Source organism: Paenibacillus sp. HW567 (assembly GCF_000374185.1).
Classification (GTDB): domain Bacteria; phylum Bacillota; class Bacilli; order Paenibacillales; family Paenibacillaceae; genus Paenibacillus_AQ.
In genome coordinates, this window is sequence record NZ_KB910518.1 from 3,140,891 (window position 1) to 3,158,573 (window position 17,683).

22 protein-coding genes and 1 tRNA gene are annotated in these 17,683 nt (G+C 44.1%); 5 read left to right on the forward strand and 18 right to left on the reverse strand.

What is annotated here, in order from left to right:
• Positions 1-64 precede the first annotated feature (64 nt).
• On the forward strand, positions 65-1,540 hold the full coding sequence (locus B212_RS0114275; protein WP_019911530.1) for an aminotransferase class I/II-fold pyridoxal phosphate-dependent enzyme: 1,476 nt from the start codon (positions 65-67) through the stop codon (positions 1,538-1,540).
• A gap of 125 nt (positions 1,541-1,665) precedes the next feature.
• On the opposite strand, the gene B212_RS0114280 is transcribed toward B212_RS0114275, so the two are convergent.
• From B212_RS0114280 to B212_RS0114310, 7 genes are all read right to left on the reverse strand, one after another.
• On the reverse strand, positions 1,666-1,989 hold the full coding sequence (locus tag B212_RS0114280; protein WP_019911532.1) for a DUF1292 domain-containing protein: 324 nt from the start codon (positions 1,987-1,989) through the stop codon (positions 1,666-1,668).
• Between the two features lie 91 nt (positions 1,990-2,080).
• On the reverse strand, positions 2,081-2,632 hold the full coding sequence (locus B212_RS0114285; protein WP_019911533.1) for a hypothetical protein: 552 nt from the start codon (positions 2,630-2,632) through the stop codon (positions 2,081-2,083).
• A gap of 185 nt (positions 2,633-2,817) precedes the next feature.
• Positions 2,818-3,054, reverse strand: coding sequence for a DUF3892 domain-containing protein (locus B212_RS0114290; protein ID WP_019911534.1), 237 nt, complete (start codon positions 3,052-3,054; stop codon positions 2,818-2,820).
• Between the two features lie 95 nt (positions 3,055-3,149).
• On the reverse strand, positions 3,150-3,593 hold the full coding sequence (locus B212_RS0114295) for a GNAT family N-acetyltransferase (RefSeq protein WP_019911535.1): 444 nt from the start codon (positions 3,591-3,593) through the stop codon (positions 3,150-3,152).
• A 117-nt stretch (positions 3,594-3,710) separates the two neighbouring features.
• On the reverse strand, positions 3,711-3,926 hold the full coding sequence (locus tag B212_RS0114300; RefSeq protein WP_019911536.1) for a hypothetical protein: 216 nt from the start codon (positions 3,924-3,926) through the stop codon (positions 3,711-3,713).
• A gap of 68 nt (positions 3,927-3,994) precedes the next feature.
• Positions 3,995-5,074, reverse strand: a complete 1,080-nt coding sequence (locus B212_RS0114305; RefSeq protein ID WP_019911537.1) for a site-2 protease family protein — start codon at positions 5,072-5,074, stop codon at positions 3,995-3,997.
• 102 nt (positions 5,075-5,176) lie between these two features.
• Positions 5,177-5,593: an NUDIX hydrolase gene (locus tag B212_RS0114310; protein ID WP_019911538.1), complete on the reverse strand. Its 417-nt coding sequence runs from the start codon at positions 5,591-5,593 to the stop codon at positions 5,177-5,179.
• A gap of 155 nt (positions 5,594-5,748) precedes the next feature.
• Between B212_RS0114310 and B212_RS0114315 the strand changes: the two genes are divergently transcribed.
• Positions 5,749-5,820, forward strand: a tRNA-Val gene (locus tag B212_RS0114315).
• Between the two features lie 267 nt (positions 5,821-6,087).
• Here the strand turns inward: B212_RS0114315 and B212_RS0114320 are convergent.
• The 3 genes from B212_RS0114320 to B212_RS33160 form a co-directional block, all read right to left on the reverse strand.
• Positions 6,088-7,239, reverse strand: coding sequence for a tyrosine-type recombinase/integrase (locus B212_RS0114320; RefSeq protein ID WP_019911539.1), 1,152 nt, complete (start codon positions 7,237-7,239; stop codon positions 6,088-6,090).
• Between the two features lie 121 nt (positions 7,240-7,360).
• The gene (locus tag B212_RS0114325; RefSeq protein WP_019911540.1) at positions 7,361-7,552 is read right to left on the reverse strand and encodes a helix-turn-helix domain-containing protein; all 192 of its coding nucleotides are present in this window, start codon (positions 7,550-7,552) and stop codon (positions 7,361-7,363) included.
• Between the two features lie 2 nt (positions 7,553-7,554).
• Positions 7,555-8,004, reverse strand: coding sequence for a helix-turn-helix domain-containing protein (locus B212_RS33160; RefSeq protein WP_019911541.1), 450 nt, complete (start codon positions 8,002-8,004; stop codon positions 7,555-7,557).
• A 460-nt stretch (positions 8,005-8,464) separates the two neighbouring features.
• On the opposite strand from B212_RS33160, the gene B212_RS0114335 reads away from it, so the two are divergent.
• A complete protein-coding gene (locus B212_RS0114335; protein ID WP_019911542.1) occupies positions 8,465-9,490 on the forward strand; it encodes a hypothetical protein in 1,026 nt (341 codons plus the stop codon).
• A 147-nt stretch (positions 9,491-9,637) separates the two neighbouring features.
• On the opposite strand, the gene B212_RS0114340 is transcribed toward B212_RS0114335, so the two are convergent.
• From B212_RS0114340 to B212_RS0114355, 4 genes are read right to left on the reverse strand one after another with little or no spacing between them, the layout of a single operon-like run.
• Positions 9,638-9,910 carry a hypothetical protein gene (locus B212_RS0114340; protein WP_019911544.1) on the reverse strand — a complete coding sequence of 91 codons (273 nt, stop codon included), beginning with the start codon at positions 9,908-9,910 and terminating at the stop codon, positions 9,638-9,640.
• A gap of 24 nt (positions 9,911-9,934) precedes the next feature.
• Entirely contained in the window at positions 9,935-10,210 is a 276-nt protein-coding gene (locus tag B212_RS0114345; protein ID WP_019911546.1) for a hypothetical protein, read from the reverse strand.
• Positions 10,197-10,517 (reverse strand): hypothetical protein, encoded by a 321-nt coding sequence (locus B212_RS0114350; protein ID WP_019911548.1) that lies wholly within the window; start codon positions 10,515-10,517, stop codon positions 10,197-10,199. The genes B212_RS0114345 and B212_RS0114350 overlap by 14 nt, the downstream gene beginning before the upstream one ends.
• 33 nt (positions 10,518-10,550) lie before the next feature.
• A complete protein-coding gene (locus B212_RS0114355) occupies positions 10,551-11,660 on the reverse strand; it encodes an ankyrin repeat domain-containing protein (protein ID WP_019911549.1) in 1,110 nt (369 codons plus the stop codon).
• A 238-nt stretch (positions 11,661-11,898) separates the two neighbouring features.
• Between B212_RS0114355 and B212_RS0114360 the strand changes: the two genes are divergently transcribed.
• Positions 11,899-12,258, forward strand: a complete 360-nt coding sequence (locus B212_RS0114360) for a helix-turn-helix domain-containing protein (protein WP_019911550.1) — start codon at positions 11,899-11,901, stop codon at positions 12,256-12,258.
• Positions 12,259-12,405: 147 nt separating this feature from the next.
• Here the strand turns inward: B212_RS0114360 and radC are convergent, their stop codons facing one another.
• The 4 genes from radC to B212_RS0114385 form a co-directional block, all read right to left on the reverse strand.
• Positions 12,406-13,014 (reverse strand): RadC family protein, encoded by a 609-nt coding sequence (radC, locus tag B212_RS0114365; RefSeq protein ID WP_019911551.1) that lies wholly within the window; start codon positions 13,012-13,014, stop codon positions 12,406-12,408.
• A 294-nt stretch (positions 13,015-13,308) separates the two neighbouring features.
• Positions 13,309-13,527, reverse strand: a complete 219-nt coding sequence (locus B212_RS0114370) for a hypothetical protein (protein WP_019911552.1) — start codon at positions 13,525-13,527, stop codon at positions 13,309-13,311.
• 758 nt (positions 13,528-14,285) lie between these two features.
• Positions 14,286-15,137, reverse strand: a complete 852-nt coding sequence (locus tag B212_RS0114375) for an Rpn family recombination-promoting nuclease/putative transposase (RefSeq protein ID WP_028530831.1) — start codon at positions 15,135-15,137, stop codon at positions 14,286-14,288.
• Positions 15,138-16,464: 1,327 nt separating this feature from the next.
• Positions 16,465-16,662, reverse strand: coding sequence for a hypothetical protein (locus B212_RS0114385; protein ID WP_019911556.1), 198 nt, complete (start codon positions 16,660-16,662; stop codon positions 16,465-16,467).
• A 212-nt stretch (positions 16,663-16,874) separates the two neighbouring features.
• Here B212_RS0114385 and B212_RS35800 point away from each other — a divergent pair, with 212 nt between their 5' ends.
• Positions 16,875-17,630, forward strand: a complete 756-nt coding sequence (locus B212_RS35800; RefSeq protein WP_156830129.1) for a hypothetical protein — start codon at positions 16,875-16,877, stop codon at positions 17,628-17,630.
• Positions 17,631-17,683: the final 53 nt, after the last annotated feature.

A 17,683-nucleotide genomic window follows, 5' to 3' on the forward strand; every position in this document is an offset into this window, starting at 1 on the left:
TGATTTGTTATACTGATGCTTGCTTGAAAAAATTACTCTTCACGAAAGGTTGTGACAGCATTAAATGGATCAACACGTAACTCCCCTCTTCACCGCTCTCAAAGAGCATGCCGCCGGAAATCCAGTTCAATTTCATATTCCCGGGCATAAGAAGGGGCTAGGAACCGATGCCGAATTCCGTGAGTTTATCGGCAATAACGCTCTATCCATAGATTTGATCAACATCGCACCGCTTGATGACCTTCATCAGCCTACGGGCGTGATAATGGAGGCTCAGAAGCTGGCTGCGGAGGCTTTCGGCGCCGACTATACGTATTTTAGCGTACAGGGCACGAGCAATGCCATCATGACCATGATCCTCTCTGTCTGCTCGGAAGGAGACAAAATCATTGTGCCGCGCAACATTCACAAATCCGTGATGTCGGCCATAATTTTCTCCGGAGCCAAGCCTATTTTCGTCTCTCCTGTTCAGGATGAGAATCTTGGGATAGACCACGGTATAACCACCAGCGCACTCGAGAAGGCCTTAAGGCGCCATCCCGATGCCAAGGGTGTACTTGTTATCAATCCTACGTATTTCGGTGTTTGTGCCGACCTGCGTTCGATTGTCGACCTGGCCCACAGCTACGGGGTTCCCGTACTGGTGGACGAGGCACATGGAGTATTGATTCATTTTCATGAGGATCTCCCGGTATCGGCCATGCAGGCCGGTGCAGATATGGCGGCAACCAGCGTACACAAGCTGGGCGGCTCCATGACGCAGAGCTCGGTGCTCAATCTGAACGCCAAGACCGGCCTCGTCAATCCGCAGCGGGTTCAGACGATTCTCAGTATGCTGACCACAACTTCTACATCATACATTCTGCTGGCCTCTCTGGATACCTCCAGACGCAATCTGGCCCTGAACGGCCATGAGATGGCAGCAAGAACAATTGCCCTGTCCAATTATGCCCGCGATGCAGTCAACGGCATTGAAGGCCTGTACAGCTTCGGCAAAGACATTCTCGGCACTGAAGCCACCTTTAATTTTGACCCGACCAAGCTTAGCATTCATGTGCGCCACCTGGGTATCACCGGCTACGAAACGGAGAACTGGCTGCGCCAGAAGTACAACATCGAAGTTGAGCTTAGTGACATGTATAACATTCTTTGCCTGATTACGCCTGGAGATACGCAGGAATCTGTAGATAAGCTAATCGCTGCGCTCAGAGTCCTCTCCGCCATTCATTACAGCAAGGGTGAGATTTATGAGCTCAAGGTGCAGGTTCCGGAAATTCCGCAGCTCGCACTGATTCCGCGCGATGCGTTCTATGCCGATACTCAGCTAGTGCCCTTCCGCGAGTCTGCAGGCTATATTATCGCAGAATTTATTTATGTTTATCCTCCGGGCATTCCGATTCTGCTGCCTGGCGAGGTTATTACCCAGGATAACATCGACTATATCATTGATCATGTGGAAATCGGCCTGCCAGTCAAAGGCCCCGAGGACCGCAGCGTTACGAACATAAAGGTTATTGTGGAAGCGGAGCCGATCTCTTGATCGGCAACCCTTCCTTAACACAGGCAATCATGCAAAAACCCGATACTGCTATAGTATCGGGTTTTTGCATATGAGCCTCACTGCCTTGTCCAAAACAGCGCCGACATCACTTGCTTCACTGAAATCTATTCTTGCTGGGCCAGCAGCTCATTATAAGCTTCTTCAACAGCCTTCCATTCAGCCTCATCTTCAATGTTGTACAGTACCATTTCTTCGTCCTCTTCTTCCATACGAAGAATGATGCCATCCGCTTCAGGGTTTTCGCGTTCCAGCAGCAGGGCGTACAGTTTCTCACCTACGTCGAACGTTTCCACCAATACCATTTCCACATCTTCGCCCTGCTCGTTCGTCAAGGTCAGCACAAACTCCTCGTGCTCATGGTCGTGATCATGTCCGCAACCGCATGCTTCACCATGTTCATGGCCATGCTCATGTTTGTGATCGCTCATTGTAATACCTCACTTTAAATTGAATTATCCTACATTTGGTATCGTACCACGTAAGATAAGTTCAGGTCAATTTGAGGGCAGGCAGAATTGGCTATTCCAGCGCAGTGATTACTTTCTCTGACACAAGTACGTAATCGGAGCCCTTAGTTGCTTTGATATAGAAACCCACCCGGTATTTACCCGATTCTTTGAAATCGTAGGTGAATTCAGAAGTAGGGAACCAGAAATCCTCTTTCTTTGAGTTGCCAAGCTCTTGGGACTGGATATCCTTCACATTGCCCGAAGGGTCCGTAATGGCGACCTTCACCGCCGCAACCTCATCCGTTAAGCTGTCCACCTGGGTCAAGACCTTAATCTTAAGCTTGCCTACGTTCACATTTCCAAAGACATTGTCGCCCTTGAACAGCACGATATGCACATTCGGCTTAAGGATGTTCACTCTGCCTGAACCGTCCCAACTGACAACTCCCCCCGCCTCTCTTGCCGGGATATAGGCTTTGCCGTCAATCAAATAGCCGCCATCGGCTATTTCCTTTCCGTTGCTCCACACTCTAATTTTCTGATTTACAGCATCGGCGAATAGCAATGAGCCTCCCATTAAGGAAAACACAGCCACGCACAGAGCAATCTTTTTCCATCTCATAGCTTGAGACCCTCCAAATAATTCATGCTGTTAATATATACTACCAAGTCTGTGACAAGTTGCGCAGGTGCAGGCAATTATTTCATTACTTATGTATAGTGTGAAACTTAGACTTACTTATATTTGCAAAAAGACCGGACAACAACGTCAATCTGACGTGTCGTCCGGTCTTAGCTATGCCAATATCAGAATAGCGGGAGCTGATCCAGATTGTTGGTTGGATCACCATCGGCATCACCGCGAATGTGCATTTCGCCATCCTTGCCTTTGAATACATTAACGCCGGCAATTGCGCCAGCCTGGACCTCCTTCAGCGCCTGCTGGTAATCGAGCACCCGGCCCGATGAGGTCTGGAAGCCTGTCAAATCGCCGTCACCGTCTTTTTGGACTGCTATAAACCGTTCACGTGCACTGTTTATCACTTAGGATCTACTCCTTCGCGCCTTGGATTCGCCATGATTGGCTCACTCCTAGCTTGTCCTCAGAGACGGTAGAGTATGTACTGCTGAATATGATATTACAGCGACTTCTCCATCCGCACATGTAAAATCCCCGCGTCATAGAATGGCTCTGCTGAAATCACTTTATAACCCAGCTTGCTGTAAAAATTCTCAGCCTGGCATTGCGCATCAAGAATGGACGCCTCAAGGCCAAGCTCACGGGCAAGCTCCTCCAGCGCCAGCAGCAGGATTCGTCCGTACCCCTTGCTGCGGTAGTCTTTGTGCACGGCAATCCGCTGCATTTTGGCCGTTCCGGCTTTATAATAAATCAGTCGTCCGGCAGCAACCGGAATGCCTTCATCCAGAAGCAGAATATGATGCACATTATCACCGATAACATCATATTCATCAATCTCCTCTTCCGCCGGTACCTTCTGCTCTTCAACAAAGACCTTCATGCGGATATCCAGTCCCCACCGGAGCTGCTCCTCTGTAGTCACACGCACAATTTCAGCCGCCATTCCCCTTCGTCCCCTCTCTCTGCTATACAAAAAAAGCGATAGTTGACCCATTATACAGAACTTTGATTTTTTTGTATATAGACTGCGGGGCAACCCGGCAACTGATCTGGGAATACTTTATTCAGCCGAGTAGACCTCTTCAGGAATAGACCTGTCGTATACATCCTGCATTACCGGTGACATGAGGCTGTCATTGACATCCAGCGGGGCCTCCAGGTCCGTCATTCGATGGGTTTCCATATACCCCGGAGCCTGATCCTCCGCCGCGCACCCGGCCGTGCCCAGAAGCAGTAGCAGACAAACTCCCGCTTCCCATAGTGATATCCTGCGCATACGCACACTCCTCCTATTTATCCAGCTTTTCACAGCTTTGACGGTTTGGAGCGCTCTTAAACGAAGGATTACAGATTTACATTTCCCACTACATGTACCAGATACATCAGGATTCCAATGCATCCCGCTAAGGCAAAATAGGCTATACCGTATTTCCAGCGGGAGCTTGCCGGTACATCATAATATTTGTCGTTCTCAAAAGCGGTAAATTGGACCTCGCATTGCGCGTTTAAGTGCAGGCCCGTTTCCAGCATCAGATGCTCAAGCTGAGTCAGCTTCACCTTCCCGATGATACTCTGCATAGGAAGTCTCGCTGTGCCGTAATAATCCAGACTCTCATAATGGATACCGATATACTGCTGCCGGTCGAAATCACTGTAGGTGGTATAAGGCAGCTCTCTCTTGTGCTCAGGTCCCGGAATCAGATACCCTTGTTCTTGCAGATGCTCTACAGGGATCAGGAATTTAAGCAGCACTGTTCTGATCTGACTGCTCTTGCGCCGGCTGATATATTTCTTGTACAGATCATAGGCAAACAGCAGCCAGATAATCAGGAACAGGACCGATTTCAGGTAAATGATCACTGCCAAACCGCCAATTAACCCCACCAGCCACAGCCAGCGTGTGACCGCCGTCGCAATACGGCCCCCATCCAGCGGATGAATCGGCAGCAAATTCAACAGATTGAGCAGAAACCCAACGTAGGCAAGCGAATACAGCAGCGGACTATGATAATAATAGGCAAACGCAAATACAACCGCCGAGCCTGCACTCCCCAGAAGCGGTCCGCCAAAAGCTACATAAGCTTCCATCTTGGCGTCGAGCGGCTGCTTCTTCATCGTGATTAAAGCTCCCAGAAAAGGGATAAACAACGGTGCGCTCACCGGAAGACCGATCCTTTTGGCGGCAAGCACATGTCCCAGCTCATGGATAAACAGCAGCAGCACAAATCCGATTGCGAACTGCCAAGGATAGATCAGCGCATAAGCCCATACGGAGACCAGCATGGATATCAGCGGACCCGCTATTTTTCCCAGCTTTAAGAGAGACAGGAGCGCCTTCCCCTTCAGGAGCAGCATAACCACCCCGCCGCCCAGCCAGGTCAGCCCGGTTGAATTTTTTTTCTTCTGATCCTTTTCTTGCTCCAAAGTCTTAACTCCTTTTTCCTATCAATATCGTAGGCAGGCCCGAAACACAAAGCGGATACCCCATATCTAACTATATCTTCCTATCTAATGCTACTGCAAATTCTAATTGATAAAAGCATTAACTCTCTCAAGAAACGCCGGATAAAACAACGGATAGGTCACAGCCTCCGGAAGCTCAGTAAAGGCTCTGATTTCCTCCATTTCATACTGGGGCATGGGACCGAACCTGTTAACCGTAGCCAGATAGAGCTTCCCGAAGCTTTCCGGCATGTCCTCACGGACGACCGAATAGATGCATATGGGATATAATTCGTACTCCAGTGCACCCGTCTCCTCGTACAGCTCCCGGGCGGCAGCTTCGTCTGCACTCTCCCCTTTGTCAATGTGGCCTCCGGCGAACTCCCATGTAGAACGCTCCTTATGCCTTGCCATTACCCACTGCTCCCCCTGCTTCATCACTATGACGACATATTTGAGGGCCTCTTCATTTGCACCTGCTTCATGCATGATTACTTTCATCTAAAATTCTCCTCTACTAGAGTTATCTTGTACGTTTAACCACAGCACTTACCATTATATAACAAAACTAATTCTGCGTCGTGCGGGAGTTCTTTGCCTGTTCGAAAAAAATATTGCTTTCACCTTACATCCTATGGTATTATCATTTTTGTCGCAGGACGGTAGCTCAGCGGGAGAGCACTATCTTGACAGGGTAGGGGTCATGGGTTCGAACCCCATCCGTCCTATACGAAGAAAGCCTTGATAATCAAGGCTTTTTTGCTTTTTATGGACAGAAAATAGACATGCCAAAGAAGCCGTTGACCCCTTGTGGTCACGGATTGGTCACGAGCATATAAATCTGCACAAATAAAATAAGCGACCTCCCATAATTTCCGGAAGATCGCTTATTTATCGCGTAGACTAAATCTGCTGTTTATCAACTGTTGCTTATCATTAGTATTCCTCATTTGTGAGTGTTCTCCTTAAAATCAAAGTATGAAGCTTAGGCATCTTCAGTATTGATTTACAGCCTCCATTAGTTCGTCACCTGGCAACATTAGCTTATCGAAGTTCTGAGCAGCGTCCCTTTGCATGTTTGGCAGTAGATGGCTGTACGTGTCCAGTGTGATGCGTATATTGGCGTGTCCGAGCCTCTCAGACACTATCTTCACATTTTCACCTGATGCCAGCATCAATGAAGCATGAGTATGACGAAGACTGTGAAAGGATATTCGTCTTATTTTCGTTTTCTTAATAAGATCATAGAACGTACGGTTTAAATTGCGGGAGTTTAGCGGAGTTCCTACAGCCGTACAGACAACAAGATCATGATTGTTATAGACTTCCCCTGCATGCAACCGCTCTTTGATCTGGCGTCTGCGGTGTTTTTGCAGTGCCTCAATCGTTTGATCGGAAAGAGCGATATTGCGATTGCTTGCTTTTGTTTTAGTTGTTGAGACCAATTCCGTGCTGTTATGTCGTAAAGTCTGGACCACACGGAGCGTCTTGTTATCAAAATCAATATCTTTCCACCGCAATCCCAAAATTTCACTTTGACGCATACCCGTCCAAGCCGCTATAAAGAAGGCGATATGGTAGCGACTAACTCGTGCTGACCATAGAAAAGCGTTCAACTCTTTTATGTCCCAGATTTGTATTTCTTTCTTTTCTGCTCTTGGACGCTCCACCAAAGCAGCGGGGTTCTTTGAAATCAGCCCCCACCGTTCAGCCCTGTTAAGCGAATCGTTTACAAGGGTATGCGTTTTTTGAATATTCTCGCTGCCCAGCTTGCCTTCCTTCATCAGTGTTGTATACGTCTGCTGAATGAGCATTGGGTTTAACTTCGCAAGCTCTACATGCCCAAGAGCAGGAATAATGTGATCTTCAACAAGCCATGAATAGGTCAGCATGGTTGATGCTCTTACTTTGGTCTGTTTATCTTCCAGCCATTGTTTTAAATAGTCCTTATATAGCATTTTGGAGGGTTCCACATAGCTTCCTGAATGGACTTGATTGAGCAATTCATTTAACGCTTTCTCTGCTTCCTTTTTGGTCTTGAAGCCGCGTTTCTTCTTCTGATTGCGGTCTCCGTTAGGCTTCTTGCCAACATCGGCAACATAAAACCATTTGTTTGTCTTTTCATCCTTCTTCACTGAACCTTCCATATACTTCATCCTCTCAAGTTTTTTGAAAACACAAATAACGGTGAGCCGCGACAGCCCACCGCTGATTAATCGCTCAAGGCGATCACCCCCTTCAGTTTCGTTACTCATACTCACGTTGAAATCAACTTACAGGTTGATTCAGCCAGTTCAAAAACACCGCTTCGGATACGAGAATGCGTTGTCCAACTCGAACGACATGAAACTGGCCGGAATGCATTAGCTCATAGGCTTGTCTCCTGCCAATCCCCATCATCCGTTGAATGTCAGCTACAGATAAGACGACAGTTGCGTTTTCTTTATGAGTTACTTCCATGATTATTCACCCTCTCTGTTTTCTCTCTTGTTTCTGGTTGCAAGGTATTGGACAAGATGCTCTACGCTGCTGCTGATTAGCATGTAGTCCTCCTTCGTCAAATCGCCTGCATAACGATATAGATTACGCTTGACAGGATCAAGACATAAATGTTGAAAATCAATGCCTTGTTCTACATCCAGAAAAGTAATACTTCCTCTTTTTTTCAACTCCACATACAACTGATCCACGAGCATATCCCTATCAAGAGATTGCATAATAAAGGCTATTTCATCATCAGTAAGTCCAAGGGCCTTGGTAAGTTTGTTGACAATCGAAAAAGATGGATTGTTGCTGTTTCCCCGTTCCAACTTGCTGATGTAACTCGCAGGAACTTCAGAAATTCTGGCAAGTTCATTCACCCCCATATCTTTCATATCTCTGATGTATCTGATAATTTCACCAATCTCCATTTTTCTCATCCTCTCCATTTCGTTTCCTGTGCGAAACAGTATACTTTTTCCAATCACTATAGTCAATAGCTTATAATCAGATTAAAACAAAGTAATAAGCAGTTAATAGTATATTTAGGTATATTTTTATCGGTATAATGAATTTATTCAAGCTAATTTCGCCGATTAATCTCTATTTACAGGGACTCTTAAAGCTACTATACTATTTCCCACAGATCACGATAAGCACCATCGTCCTTTGACAACTCCATACAATAACGCTAGTAACACTGTAACAAATTTGTCACGATCACAATATTATTAAGACAAGATAAGCGGTAAAAAGATAAAGTACTTCCCTGCGAGCGAGACCGATTTTCTCCCTCCAGCGAGGCTTAAACTCCTTGCTACATATCGGCTGGCGGCTCCTCAAAGTGTCACCAGACGCAATATAAGCTACTATAGAAAGAAGGCAGGTATTATGGTGCATACCATGGAGATTGTATTCCCAATAACAGATGAGGAGCTTTTCTGGGATATAGAAGAGTGGCTGAACCTGGATGTATCCAGAGGTGTTTATGAAAATACTTACTACAGTCCAAATGGCTTCCGCGAAATCCGATTGATTCATTACACACTGGATACAGGATTAACGTACAGAGCTATTGAGATTCTATTGAATCCTAAGCTACTGTTAAACCCTGAAATGCTCATCCAATCCACTACAATGGCTGAGATACCCTTAGTGCCTGAAGCTTTTGATAGGAGACTCCGCACTATCTTTGGCAACCTGTCGGAAGCTTTACCAACGTTCAATCATTGGAATTGTAAGCGAATTGACCTCTGTACTGATTTAGTGATAGAAAATGTAGATGAGTATACTCAGCTTTTTCAACACAGCAGGACGCCCAACCGTCATTTTACGCTTCATAATGAATTTGTTGGCAGTGCATATTATACATCCAGGTCACTCATCGTGAATATTTACAACAAAGAGAATGAGACGGAAAAGCGGCTGAAGAATGAACATACGACAATACGAATAGAACATCTTGAAGAGGCAAGAAATATTCTGCGGATTGAGATACAATGCAGGGGTAACAAGATCAACTACATTAAGAGAAAAGAAGGACTTCCCGACAAGCGTATAGAGCATTTCCTTAATGCACAGCTTGCTGAATCCATTCTCCTGACTTACTTTGACCGCTCAGTAGGTCTTGGTGACTTCTATAGCCTTTCGTATGCTAGAAGACGTGTGAGGCAGTTGGTGCGGCAGAAAAGAACACAGGATAATCTAATCGGTATGCTTCGGCTTGTGAAGGATGCAGGAAGTGTTGATGCGGCCAAAGAGCAGTTCATGCTCACAGCCAGCAAAGAGGTATTCAATCGGAGAGTTAAAGCTTTGGGGAACCTTGGAATTAACCCGGTCACGATACCTTCAGATTGGGGGATCAATCAATTACCGAATCCAAGACAGAGCTTGCTCGACTATTTTCACCCTCTGTAAGCCACTGAGACGTTCGTAGAAGTGATATAGACAGCAGGAGGACTACTCTATCAAATTGGATGGCTACGCTCCGTACAAACGCTTCTGTTCAATACAAAAGCCCTCAGCCGATAATCAGTTGAGGGCCTAACTTAGATATTAGAACCACTACACAAAACCAAATCGGACAAGCGGTGCGGCAACAATAACCCCAGGACCCAGAAAAGCTCCTGCAATAAGGCCGACTGTGGTGCCACAAATCCAGTTTGTCCAGAATCCTGAAGCTTTGAGATGAGCACGCTTCTTATGCAGCATGTACCCAATCCCTATCATTACTAGCTCAGCGAAGAAGTATAGACCGCCAAACGCAATCATTGCGATGCAGATGCCAACATAAAGTACAGTACCAATCACAACGTATCCTTTTAGAAAACTGTTCAAATGCTTCCCCTCACTATCTATTCATTATGAAGGTTTACGGGTCACAGCAATGAGTATCAAACCAACAACGCCACCAATGATACCGCCAATTCCGCAACCAACAATTCTATCGTTCTTTACCTCCTGACGGCCAATATCTGCTCCGACTCTGAACTTCATTGATCCGGTGTTGTCGGCAATTTGATACATTGCAGAAATGGCCTCTTGCTTCTGCTCGTTGTTCCGTGTACTGATAAGCCCCCCAATAATGCCTCCCAGGACGATGAAGACTGCTATAACGACAACCTTACTTCTGGCCATCAGAAAAATTCTCTTTCACGCTGGAGAACAACTCATCAAATCGGGCATCATCTTCAGATTGGCTTGTATTAACCCTAGCAGAGTGATTGCTGGAAGCATCTGCTTTTTTCATAATAAGTACCACTCCAATAACAAGGAGCACGATGCCAGCAACAATCGCCATAATAACTGTTGAATGAGTTTCATTGCCATACATGCCGTTAAAGTACGCTTCCTCTTTGTATTGATCCGATTTGGTTCCTAATACTCCTGCAATAGTAATCCATGCTCCAAGCAGCAATGATACCCAACCTATAACTTTTTTCATTTCAGTCACTCCTGTCTGTAGTATTTAAAATTGCTACTTTACTCGTATTAAGCGTTTGGTGTTTCCTAAAAGGTCTGTAAGGCAGAGAGTATCAGCATCAGGCATCATTATCTTTCGTGCCCCTAAGAACATTTTTTCATATTCCCCTGTGTACATCTCCGTAAGTCCTGGGTCTGACTCACTCAAGAAATAGTAGCCGACTACCTGCACATTATCAGTAACAGATTGCGATAAGAATGATTTATCGGGAAGGAACTCAAAAGTGATTTCTTCGCCAACGCTATTTGTGCCCTTCCATTTTCCGATCATCCATTCATAATACTGATCAGGTCCGGTGTTGAAATCACTTGAATCTGAAGAAGCGACAAATTCGCCGGAGTCCACATCATATTCCACTTGAGGAATATCAGAACTAAATATACTACTCGGACCACTCTCTAGGTAATCCATCGTGTAGTAGGTAGGTTCACCATTGACTTCGTCTAATCGAAGAAATTCATTTATTTCTGGATTATTTAATTTAATTGCCATCTCAATAGCTGTATTACCTTCATTGTTTCTGATTTGGAGGTCAATATCCTGCTTATAAAGGAGTTTTACAATATCGGAGTGGCTTTCCTTTATAGCTAGCATTATAGGGGTATCGCCCTTGCTGTTCTCTTGTTCATTGACATTGGCACCATGTTCAATAAGCTTTTCTGCAGCTAACTCACTACCTTCCATCGCAGCGAAACTGAGTGCTGTAGCCCCATCTTTGGTTTTGATATCAACATCTGCACCGTGTTCCAGGAGTAGATCAATGATCTTATAGTCATTGTTTATAGCTGCAATAATGATCGCCGCAATACCATCCTGATCCTGTGCGTTGACATCGCCACCATGATCAATGTAAGCAGACACCGAATCAATATTGCCGCTTTGTACTGCATCCCAGAAACTTTCAATGTTTATATCAGATTTGTTCGTTTGTGGAGTTTCAGTTTCTTTATTAGCAACCGAGTTAGGTGACATTGAATCTGCCGCTACAGCGACTGATAGCGAAGTGGGTTGAGAAGAGGGGCTTTCCGATTCTTTGGATTGGCAGCCAGCGATTACACCCACCATTAATAAGATTGTTGCACATAATATTGATCGTTTCTGCATTTCTGATACCTCTTTTTAGTTTGATTGGTTTAAGAGCATGTTTTCTTCAATATAAAAGCGTTTTTTTAGCTTTCTCTCCTCCTTGAGTTAGGCTGCGGCAAGATTAGGCAGCTTTTTTCATAAGCATACAAAATGTGCCAATACACGTCAATGCTTATGGTTGTAATATATTAATTCTTGAGGTCCGTTACTGTTTCTTTCACTTTCCACTACATTTTGGGAGGAAGGGAATGGTAGCATGGATGATAAAATAGACTACAAACTCATTGGAAATTGCGTACGTGAAGAGCGACTAAAATACAACTTGACTCAGGAAAAGCTTGCAGAGAGCGTTGGAATATCAGCCTCATACATGGGGCTGCTTGAACGTGGAGAGCGTATTCTCTCTGTCGAGACCCTGGTGAGATTGTCCATTGCTCTTAATGTTTCTACTGACACCTTGCTTAAAGCAACGCTGGACAGTGTAGAACGAGATGTCTTTGCCCTTCAATTCGCATTACTAACAAATGGATTGGATGATCCACAGAAACAAATGGTCTTAGATGTAGTCAAGGCCATGTTGCCACACTTCGAACAGGGGCAGCACAACAACGAATAAGAATGAACATCAAAGCCCTTTATACGGAGGGGTCGCCATGATAGGCTGATGCCTTGGCGATGCTGGTTCATGGCATCGCCTTATCGCCTTGTATCATGGCGACAGAGGCTCCGAGTAAAGGGCGGCTCGAACGTAACAGTGAAGTAGCTACATCAGGCCACGCTCTTTCATTGAGCAGTAGTTCTCATTAGCGATAATTAAATGATCCAAAAGCTGCACTCCCATAATCTCTCCTGCGGTCACCAGACGTTCGGTAAGAGCGATATCCTCCCGTGAAGGTGTTGGGTCACCAGATGGGTGGTTATGAACGGCTATGATCGCAGCAGAGCTTCTTTTAACAGCAGCTTTATAGACCTGCATTGGAGATACAATACAACTATCCAGTGATCCTATAGCAATTGTCTCTTTGCCAATGACTCTGTTCTTCGTATTAAGGAATAACAGTACAAAGTGCTCACGCTGCAAATAGGCGAGCTCTGGCATCATCAGATCTGCTGCATCTTTAGGAGAGCTTATGGTGTATGCTTGCTGACCTGGTGCATTCAGGATACGAGCTAATTGCAGAGCAGATACGATCTGACGAGCTTTTGACTTGCCAATCCCTTTGATGGTCAGCAGCTCATGTTCAGTAACATCTAAGAGTTCAGATAAAGTCGTATAGCGATTGAATAATTGCTCCATTACATAACCTTCTGACTTTTCGCAGAGCGTGTCAGCCAGCAGGGCTTTCAGATTGTTCATTTGATATGATTGCATGTTGATTGACCTCCGTATGATTGAAATGCAAACAGAAGAGACTGTAGCGGCCTCTCCTGCTTGTGGGCGAACTATATTTTTGGTAAGCTGATGATAAGTTAAATTACTTGGTGTGCTCCTTTTGCGGGCCACCTTTTTTTGTTTGATTGATTTTCATTTGATGCAGGACAGATTGAACGAGTAATCGCATGCACTGACGGCTTTCAGGCGAATCACAATAAGATGGACTCTCTGTCCGATCCTTGCCCAAGGATGAGTGATGCATGGATGTTCTCCTTTCTCACTTAGAATAAATCAGGCTTTATTAAGCTTTTGAAGATATTTCTGCAACTGCGGAGCGAAATACTTTTCAAAGTAACGCCGCATGTAATAAGCAGCATGCTCATCATCCAGTTTCCAGCATCTGATAAAGTATGTGTACAGCACAGTACCAGCCATACGTATGTGGCCGTTCATGACTAGCTGTCGCATCAGCACGGTTATGTCTTCAGAAAGACCTTGTTTCTCTCTCATTGTTATCACCCCCTTTCAAGCTGCTTTCCATTTTTGGAATGCAGTTCTCCCAATAAATGTAGAAAAGCTGTAGATCAGAAAATCAGAAGAAGTTTTCGCCATTTTTGGCGAAAAGACAAAACACCTTCACCACCTTGGTTTTCAACTTCAAAATCGCAGAATCTTTCCATCTACTTTGATGCTAACAAAGAAACATAAATGACCTGCCTTATGGAGTCCGTGCAAGTCGTAAATGGGTAGGCCGGGGCTAAATATTCTACGATGTCAACCCTATAACTTATATAGGATGATCACCGAAATAGATCATTTTTTATAGATTTTTTAGGAATTTCATCAGGTACATTGAGAAAAAACAGCACAAAAAAAGCCATTTCTCCAAAACGGAAAAACGGCTGGTTTTATATAAAATATTTTATTTTAATTTTTGGAATCCTATAATAGCAAGCATTAACTGGTACAGGTATACAGTCGCATGGACATTCTTGTGTACTATGGAGTATTAAGCGGTAATATACTCTGTAGCATTCCTCGAACCCACCGCCTTCGGAGAGTAGCTACAAACGAAACAAGGACCTGAATGAGCCCTCAAAGGTCCTTGTTTTATTATGAAACCTATGAAAGGTATAATGTGGCATAGATATGAAGGTTTGGAAAGGCTGGGACTCTCGCCGAAGGGGGCTTCATCGATCTCATCAGTCAATAAAATAATAATAAGCCAACCTCAAGATTGGCTTATTATTTATGAAAATCAATCAAAGTCATTTCAACTTCAGAATTTCTTGTTCAGAAAGTCCTGAAACTTGTGCAATGACGTTAACTTCAAGCCCAATTCCTAACATATTCTTGGCTACTTCTACCGCTTTTTTATATTCCCCTGTAGCCACGCCCTCAGCAATGCCCTCAGCCTTAGCTCCGTTCATTCGTGAGGCCTCATCACGCAAATACTTCATCCGGGCATCATACTCCATACGTGTAGCGGCATCCTGACTCAAAAACTCTAGAGTATCCATTGCTTTTTTCAACATCGGTTCATTCACGGTCAGCACCTCCCAGTTTGGTTGTTCAACACCCTTCAGGAATAATAACCAGTTGATAAGACCACCTGTTAAGGGAACGGCTTGCTCCTCCAGCTTCGTTAATTCCATTACATGAATCTCCAGATCATTGTTCAGCGGAATCCCAGTGTGATCCTCCCGAAGGCGAAACACATTATGATGGCGGTCATTCGGCAGACAGGAGTAGTTCAAGATATTGATTGTTACACACTTTTTCAATTGGCTGTAATCGTCGCCTTTTTGAATCTGGTGGTAATACATCTCGCTCCAGTAGAAAAGTGTACGCTTCTCCATGTTGTACGGGTTGAACAATTGCATTTCGATGTTGATCCGCTTGCCCTCAGCTGTTTTGGCCTTGATATCCAGAATCGACTGTTTCTCAGCAGGAGCATCTTTGTCGGTGTACGGATTCATTAATATGATTTCAGTCAGCGGCGGTTCACCGGACTCCATGAAGGTACTGTTGAGAAAAGCCAGCAGGACATCCTTGTTATTCTCACTGCCGAATATTTTCTTGAAGATAAAGTCATTGCGTGCGTCGAGTAATTCCACGATTATCACTCCAATCTTATGTGTTTATTATATCATGGCACAACTACGTGTTGTAGACAAAGCCAGCCCTTTTGTCCCCATATATTGCTATTCTGTCCCCAAAGCTCTATGCAGCATACCAGCAAACGGTCACCTTCGTGGTCACACACTGGTCACGAACTCGAAATAATAAGCGGAAACGACAGGTCACATTTCAATGTAAAAAAGCCGAAAACCCTTGATAAACAAGGACTTCCGGCTATGTTGGGATACAGCAGTTTATAAGCCTGTCAATCTTGACAGGGTAGGGGTCATGGGTTCGAACCCCATCCGTCCTATACTGCATTATCCTCTTTAACCCCTTATTTTATAAGGGGTTTTTCCTTTTGATTCAATGACGATGTACCGCTGTTGAAGCATTAAAATTTTGAGTTGGGGACGAACTGGGGACGATTTTTTTGTTCTTTTTATAAAAAAAGTAGCCACTCATGATTTTCAAGGCAGCCACTATTTTTTTTCGTCGTGACTACTTTTACCGGGAGTGATATTTTCATAACCCGAAGAGTCATCCTCACTTTTGTATTCCAAGTATTTCTCATCTATAGGATTGTCATATTTAATCACGTGTGTGCTAATCAAGTTGCACTTCTCTTCTCAAAATATAACTCCGAATATCAAGGATCTTCGGACTGCGTTGGGACTGGGGAGAAACACTATAGCCAAAATGGAGAAAAAAGATTACGTATCATTTAGAAGTCATTGATAAGTTCTGTTCTTACATGGGCGTTCCGGTGAATGAAATAATCGAACACAAGAACGAAGAAACCCCGCCAGTATAATTTACTGACGGGGCTTCTTCGTCTTCAGGCGCTTGATTCATTTTCCTGATGGGACACTTTTCAAAGATGCAAGAAAAAGGCCCATATATTTTAAAAATCGTATGCTGATCTCCGAGCGTAGTATTTTCCTAACAATTCCAAACCGGTCATCATAACCCCGACAAACATAACTATGAAAAATAACCCCATCATTAGTTTCGTCGCTATACATTTTGATATTCCGTTGCCGTAATTCGCGGTTGACCTTAGACAAATCTTTAGTAATACAATTATGAATTGAATGATTTGTTCAAAAATTTGCTTAAACAAATGGGATGAGTTCCGAAGGTCCTGTAAACTTTTATCGCACATGGTCAACATATATGGGAACATGATGGCATCCCGCATCAGGGTCAGTTCTTCCATCATTATTCTCCCTGTCTGCCGACTTTTATTTCGGTTCTCATATTGCTCCTGATGATCCGTTAAAAGCATCTTTGATTGTCACCTTTCATTACCATCAAGCTTAGTCATTATGCTGTAGCTCCTTTACGTACTTGTTGCCAGGCGAGTATATTGTCTGCCAAAAAGACCCGTGGCGCACCGGTGCTTACACAAGTCGCCCGAATGCGGCCGTCACGTATCCCGAGTACTTCAATCTTTCGTTGTGTGATCTTCTCCGTCTTGTCCTGGTATATAATTTCAATCGTTTGGCCCACACACATCTTCATGACCAATCGCCTCCAATATAAGTAAGAACGTATGTTTGTATTATAGCCAAACATACGTTCTAAATACAACAAGTAACTTATTCTCACTATGGATATAAAAGAAATTACTTAGCTTCACTCACATAATTGCAGATATAGACATATATGTTTAGACAATCCTTGTTAAGTTTTGTAAAGTCAATAGCGATAATACATAATGAGGAGTGTATCAAATGAAAAAGATCAAATATCTATTGATGTTTTTGCTTATCTTCACTACTGTACCATTATCCAATGTATTTGCGGCCACGGAAGACTATTACTTAGGGGATTTAGGATTTGATTCCAATAAAACAGTCTCTCATTTCTATTTCACAGATAGTTTCAGTGGTGTCGCAGCTAATCGCGTTGATGTATTTGATAAAAATAATGTTCTATTAAAAACATTTACTAATCCTGGATTTAATGATGCCTTAACTGTTAGTAACTTTAATGTCCGATACATCGTTGTCTATTTCACCAATAGTCCTGTAACTATGGCTTATGCTACCAACGGTAGTGGTAATAAATTAACATTAGTTAAAAACGGAGCCATCCCAGTATTAACGCCTTCCCCTAAACCCACTACTGAACCAATTCCTACACCAACATCATCACCTGTACCAACAGCGACACCGACTCCAACTCCAATAGCTACGGCAACACCGACACCATCAGCGACACCGACTGCAACACCAGAACAACCGACTGGTGATAGAGCGATGCTTACGATTACTTTCATGAACGGAACAGAAAAAGAATATGATCTCCAAATGTCCGAGGTTGATGCTTTCTTGAACTGGTATGATGCCCGTGATGCAGGCAGAGGCCCCGGATCGTATGCAATTGATAAGCACACGAATAATAAAGGCCCATTCAGCAAACGTAAAGATTATGTTGTATTCGATAAGATCCTAACCTTTGAAGTAAGTGAGTATACAGCTCAATAAACAAAAACAAACCCGTCCGCCTTATTATAAGGTTGATGGGTTTTTTATACTTT

Excerpts from the sequence above, each read along its gene's own strand:
- radC (WP_019911551.1), bottom strand. The coding sequence starts at position 13,014 with ATGCAATCATATCAAATGAACAATCTGAAAGCCCTGCTGGCTGACACG.
- B212_RS0114280 (WP_019911532.1), bottom strand. The coding sequence starts at position 1,989 with ATGAGCGATCACAAACATGAGCATGGCCATGAACATGGTGAAGCATGC.
- B212_RS0114325 (WP_019911540.1), bottom strand. The coding sequence starts at position 7,552 with ATGGAAGTAACTCATAAAGAAAACGCAACTGTCGTCTTATCTGTAGCT.
- B212_RS0114285 (WP_019911533.1), bottom strand. The coding sequence starts at position 2,632 with ATGAGATGGAAAAAGATTGCTCTGTGCGTGGCTGTGTTTTCCTTAATG.
- B212_RS0114360 (WP_019911550.1), top strand. The coding sequence starts at position 11,899 with ATGGATGATAAAATAGACTACAAACTCATTGGAAATTGCGTACGTGAA.
- B212_RS0114275 (WP_019911530.1), top strand. The coding sequence starts at position 65 with ATGGATCAACACGTAACTCCCCTCTTCACCGCTCTCAAAGAGCATGCC.
- B212_RS0114370 (WP_019911552.1), bottom strand. The coding sequence starts at position 13,527 with ATGAGAGAGAAACAAGGTCTTTCTGAAGACATAACCGTGCTGATGCGA.
- B212_RS0114350 (WP_019911548.1), bottom strand. The coding sequence starts at position 10,517 with ATGAAAAAAGTTATAGGTTGGGTATCATTGCTGCTTGGAGCATGGATT.
- B212_RS0114335 (WP_019911542.1), top strand. The coding sequence starts at position 8,465 with ATGGTGCATACCATGGAGATTGTATTCCCAATAACAGATGAGGAGCTT.
- B212_RS35800 (WP_156830129.1), top strand. The coding sequence starts at position 16,875 with ATGAAAAAGATCAAATATCTATTGATGTTTTTGCTTATCTTCACTACT.
- B212_RS0114310 (WP_019911538.1), bottom strand. The coding sequence starts at position 5,593 with ATGAAAGTAATCATGCATGAAGCAGGTGCAAATGAAGAGGCCCTCAAA.
- B212_RS0114385 (WP_019911556.1), bottom strand. The coding sequence starts at position 16,662 with ATGAAGATGTGTGTGGGCCAAACGATTGAAATTATATACCAGGACAAG.
- B212_RS0114320 (WP_019911539.1), bottom strand. The coding sequence starts at position 7,239 with ATGGAAGGTTCAGTGAAGAAGGATGAAAAGACAAACAAATGGTTTTAT.
- B212_RS33160 (WP_019911541.1), bottom strand. The coding sequence starts at position 8,004 with ATGGAGATTGGTGAAATTATCAGATACATCAGAGATATGAAAGATATG.
- B212_RS0114345 (WP_019911546.1), bottom strand. The coding sequence starts at position 10,210 with ATGGCCAGAAGTAAGGTTGTCGTTATAGCAGTCTTCATCGTCCTGGGA.
- B212_RS0114300 (WP_019911536.1), bottom strand. The coding sequence starts at position 3,926 with ATGCGCAGGATATCACTATGGGAAGCGGGAGTTTGTCTGCTACTGCTT.
- B212_RS0114295 (WP_019911535.1), bottom strand. The coding sequence starts at position 3,593 with ATGGCGGCTGAAATTGTGCGTGTGACTACAGAGGAGCAGCTCCGGTGG.
- B212_RS0114355 (WP_019911549.1), bottom strand. The coding sequence starts at position 11,660 with ATGCAGAAACGATCAATATTATGTGCAACAATCTTATTAATGGTGGGT.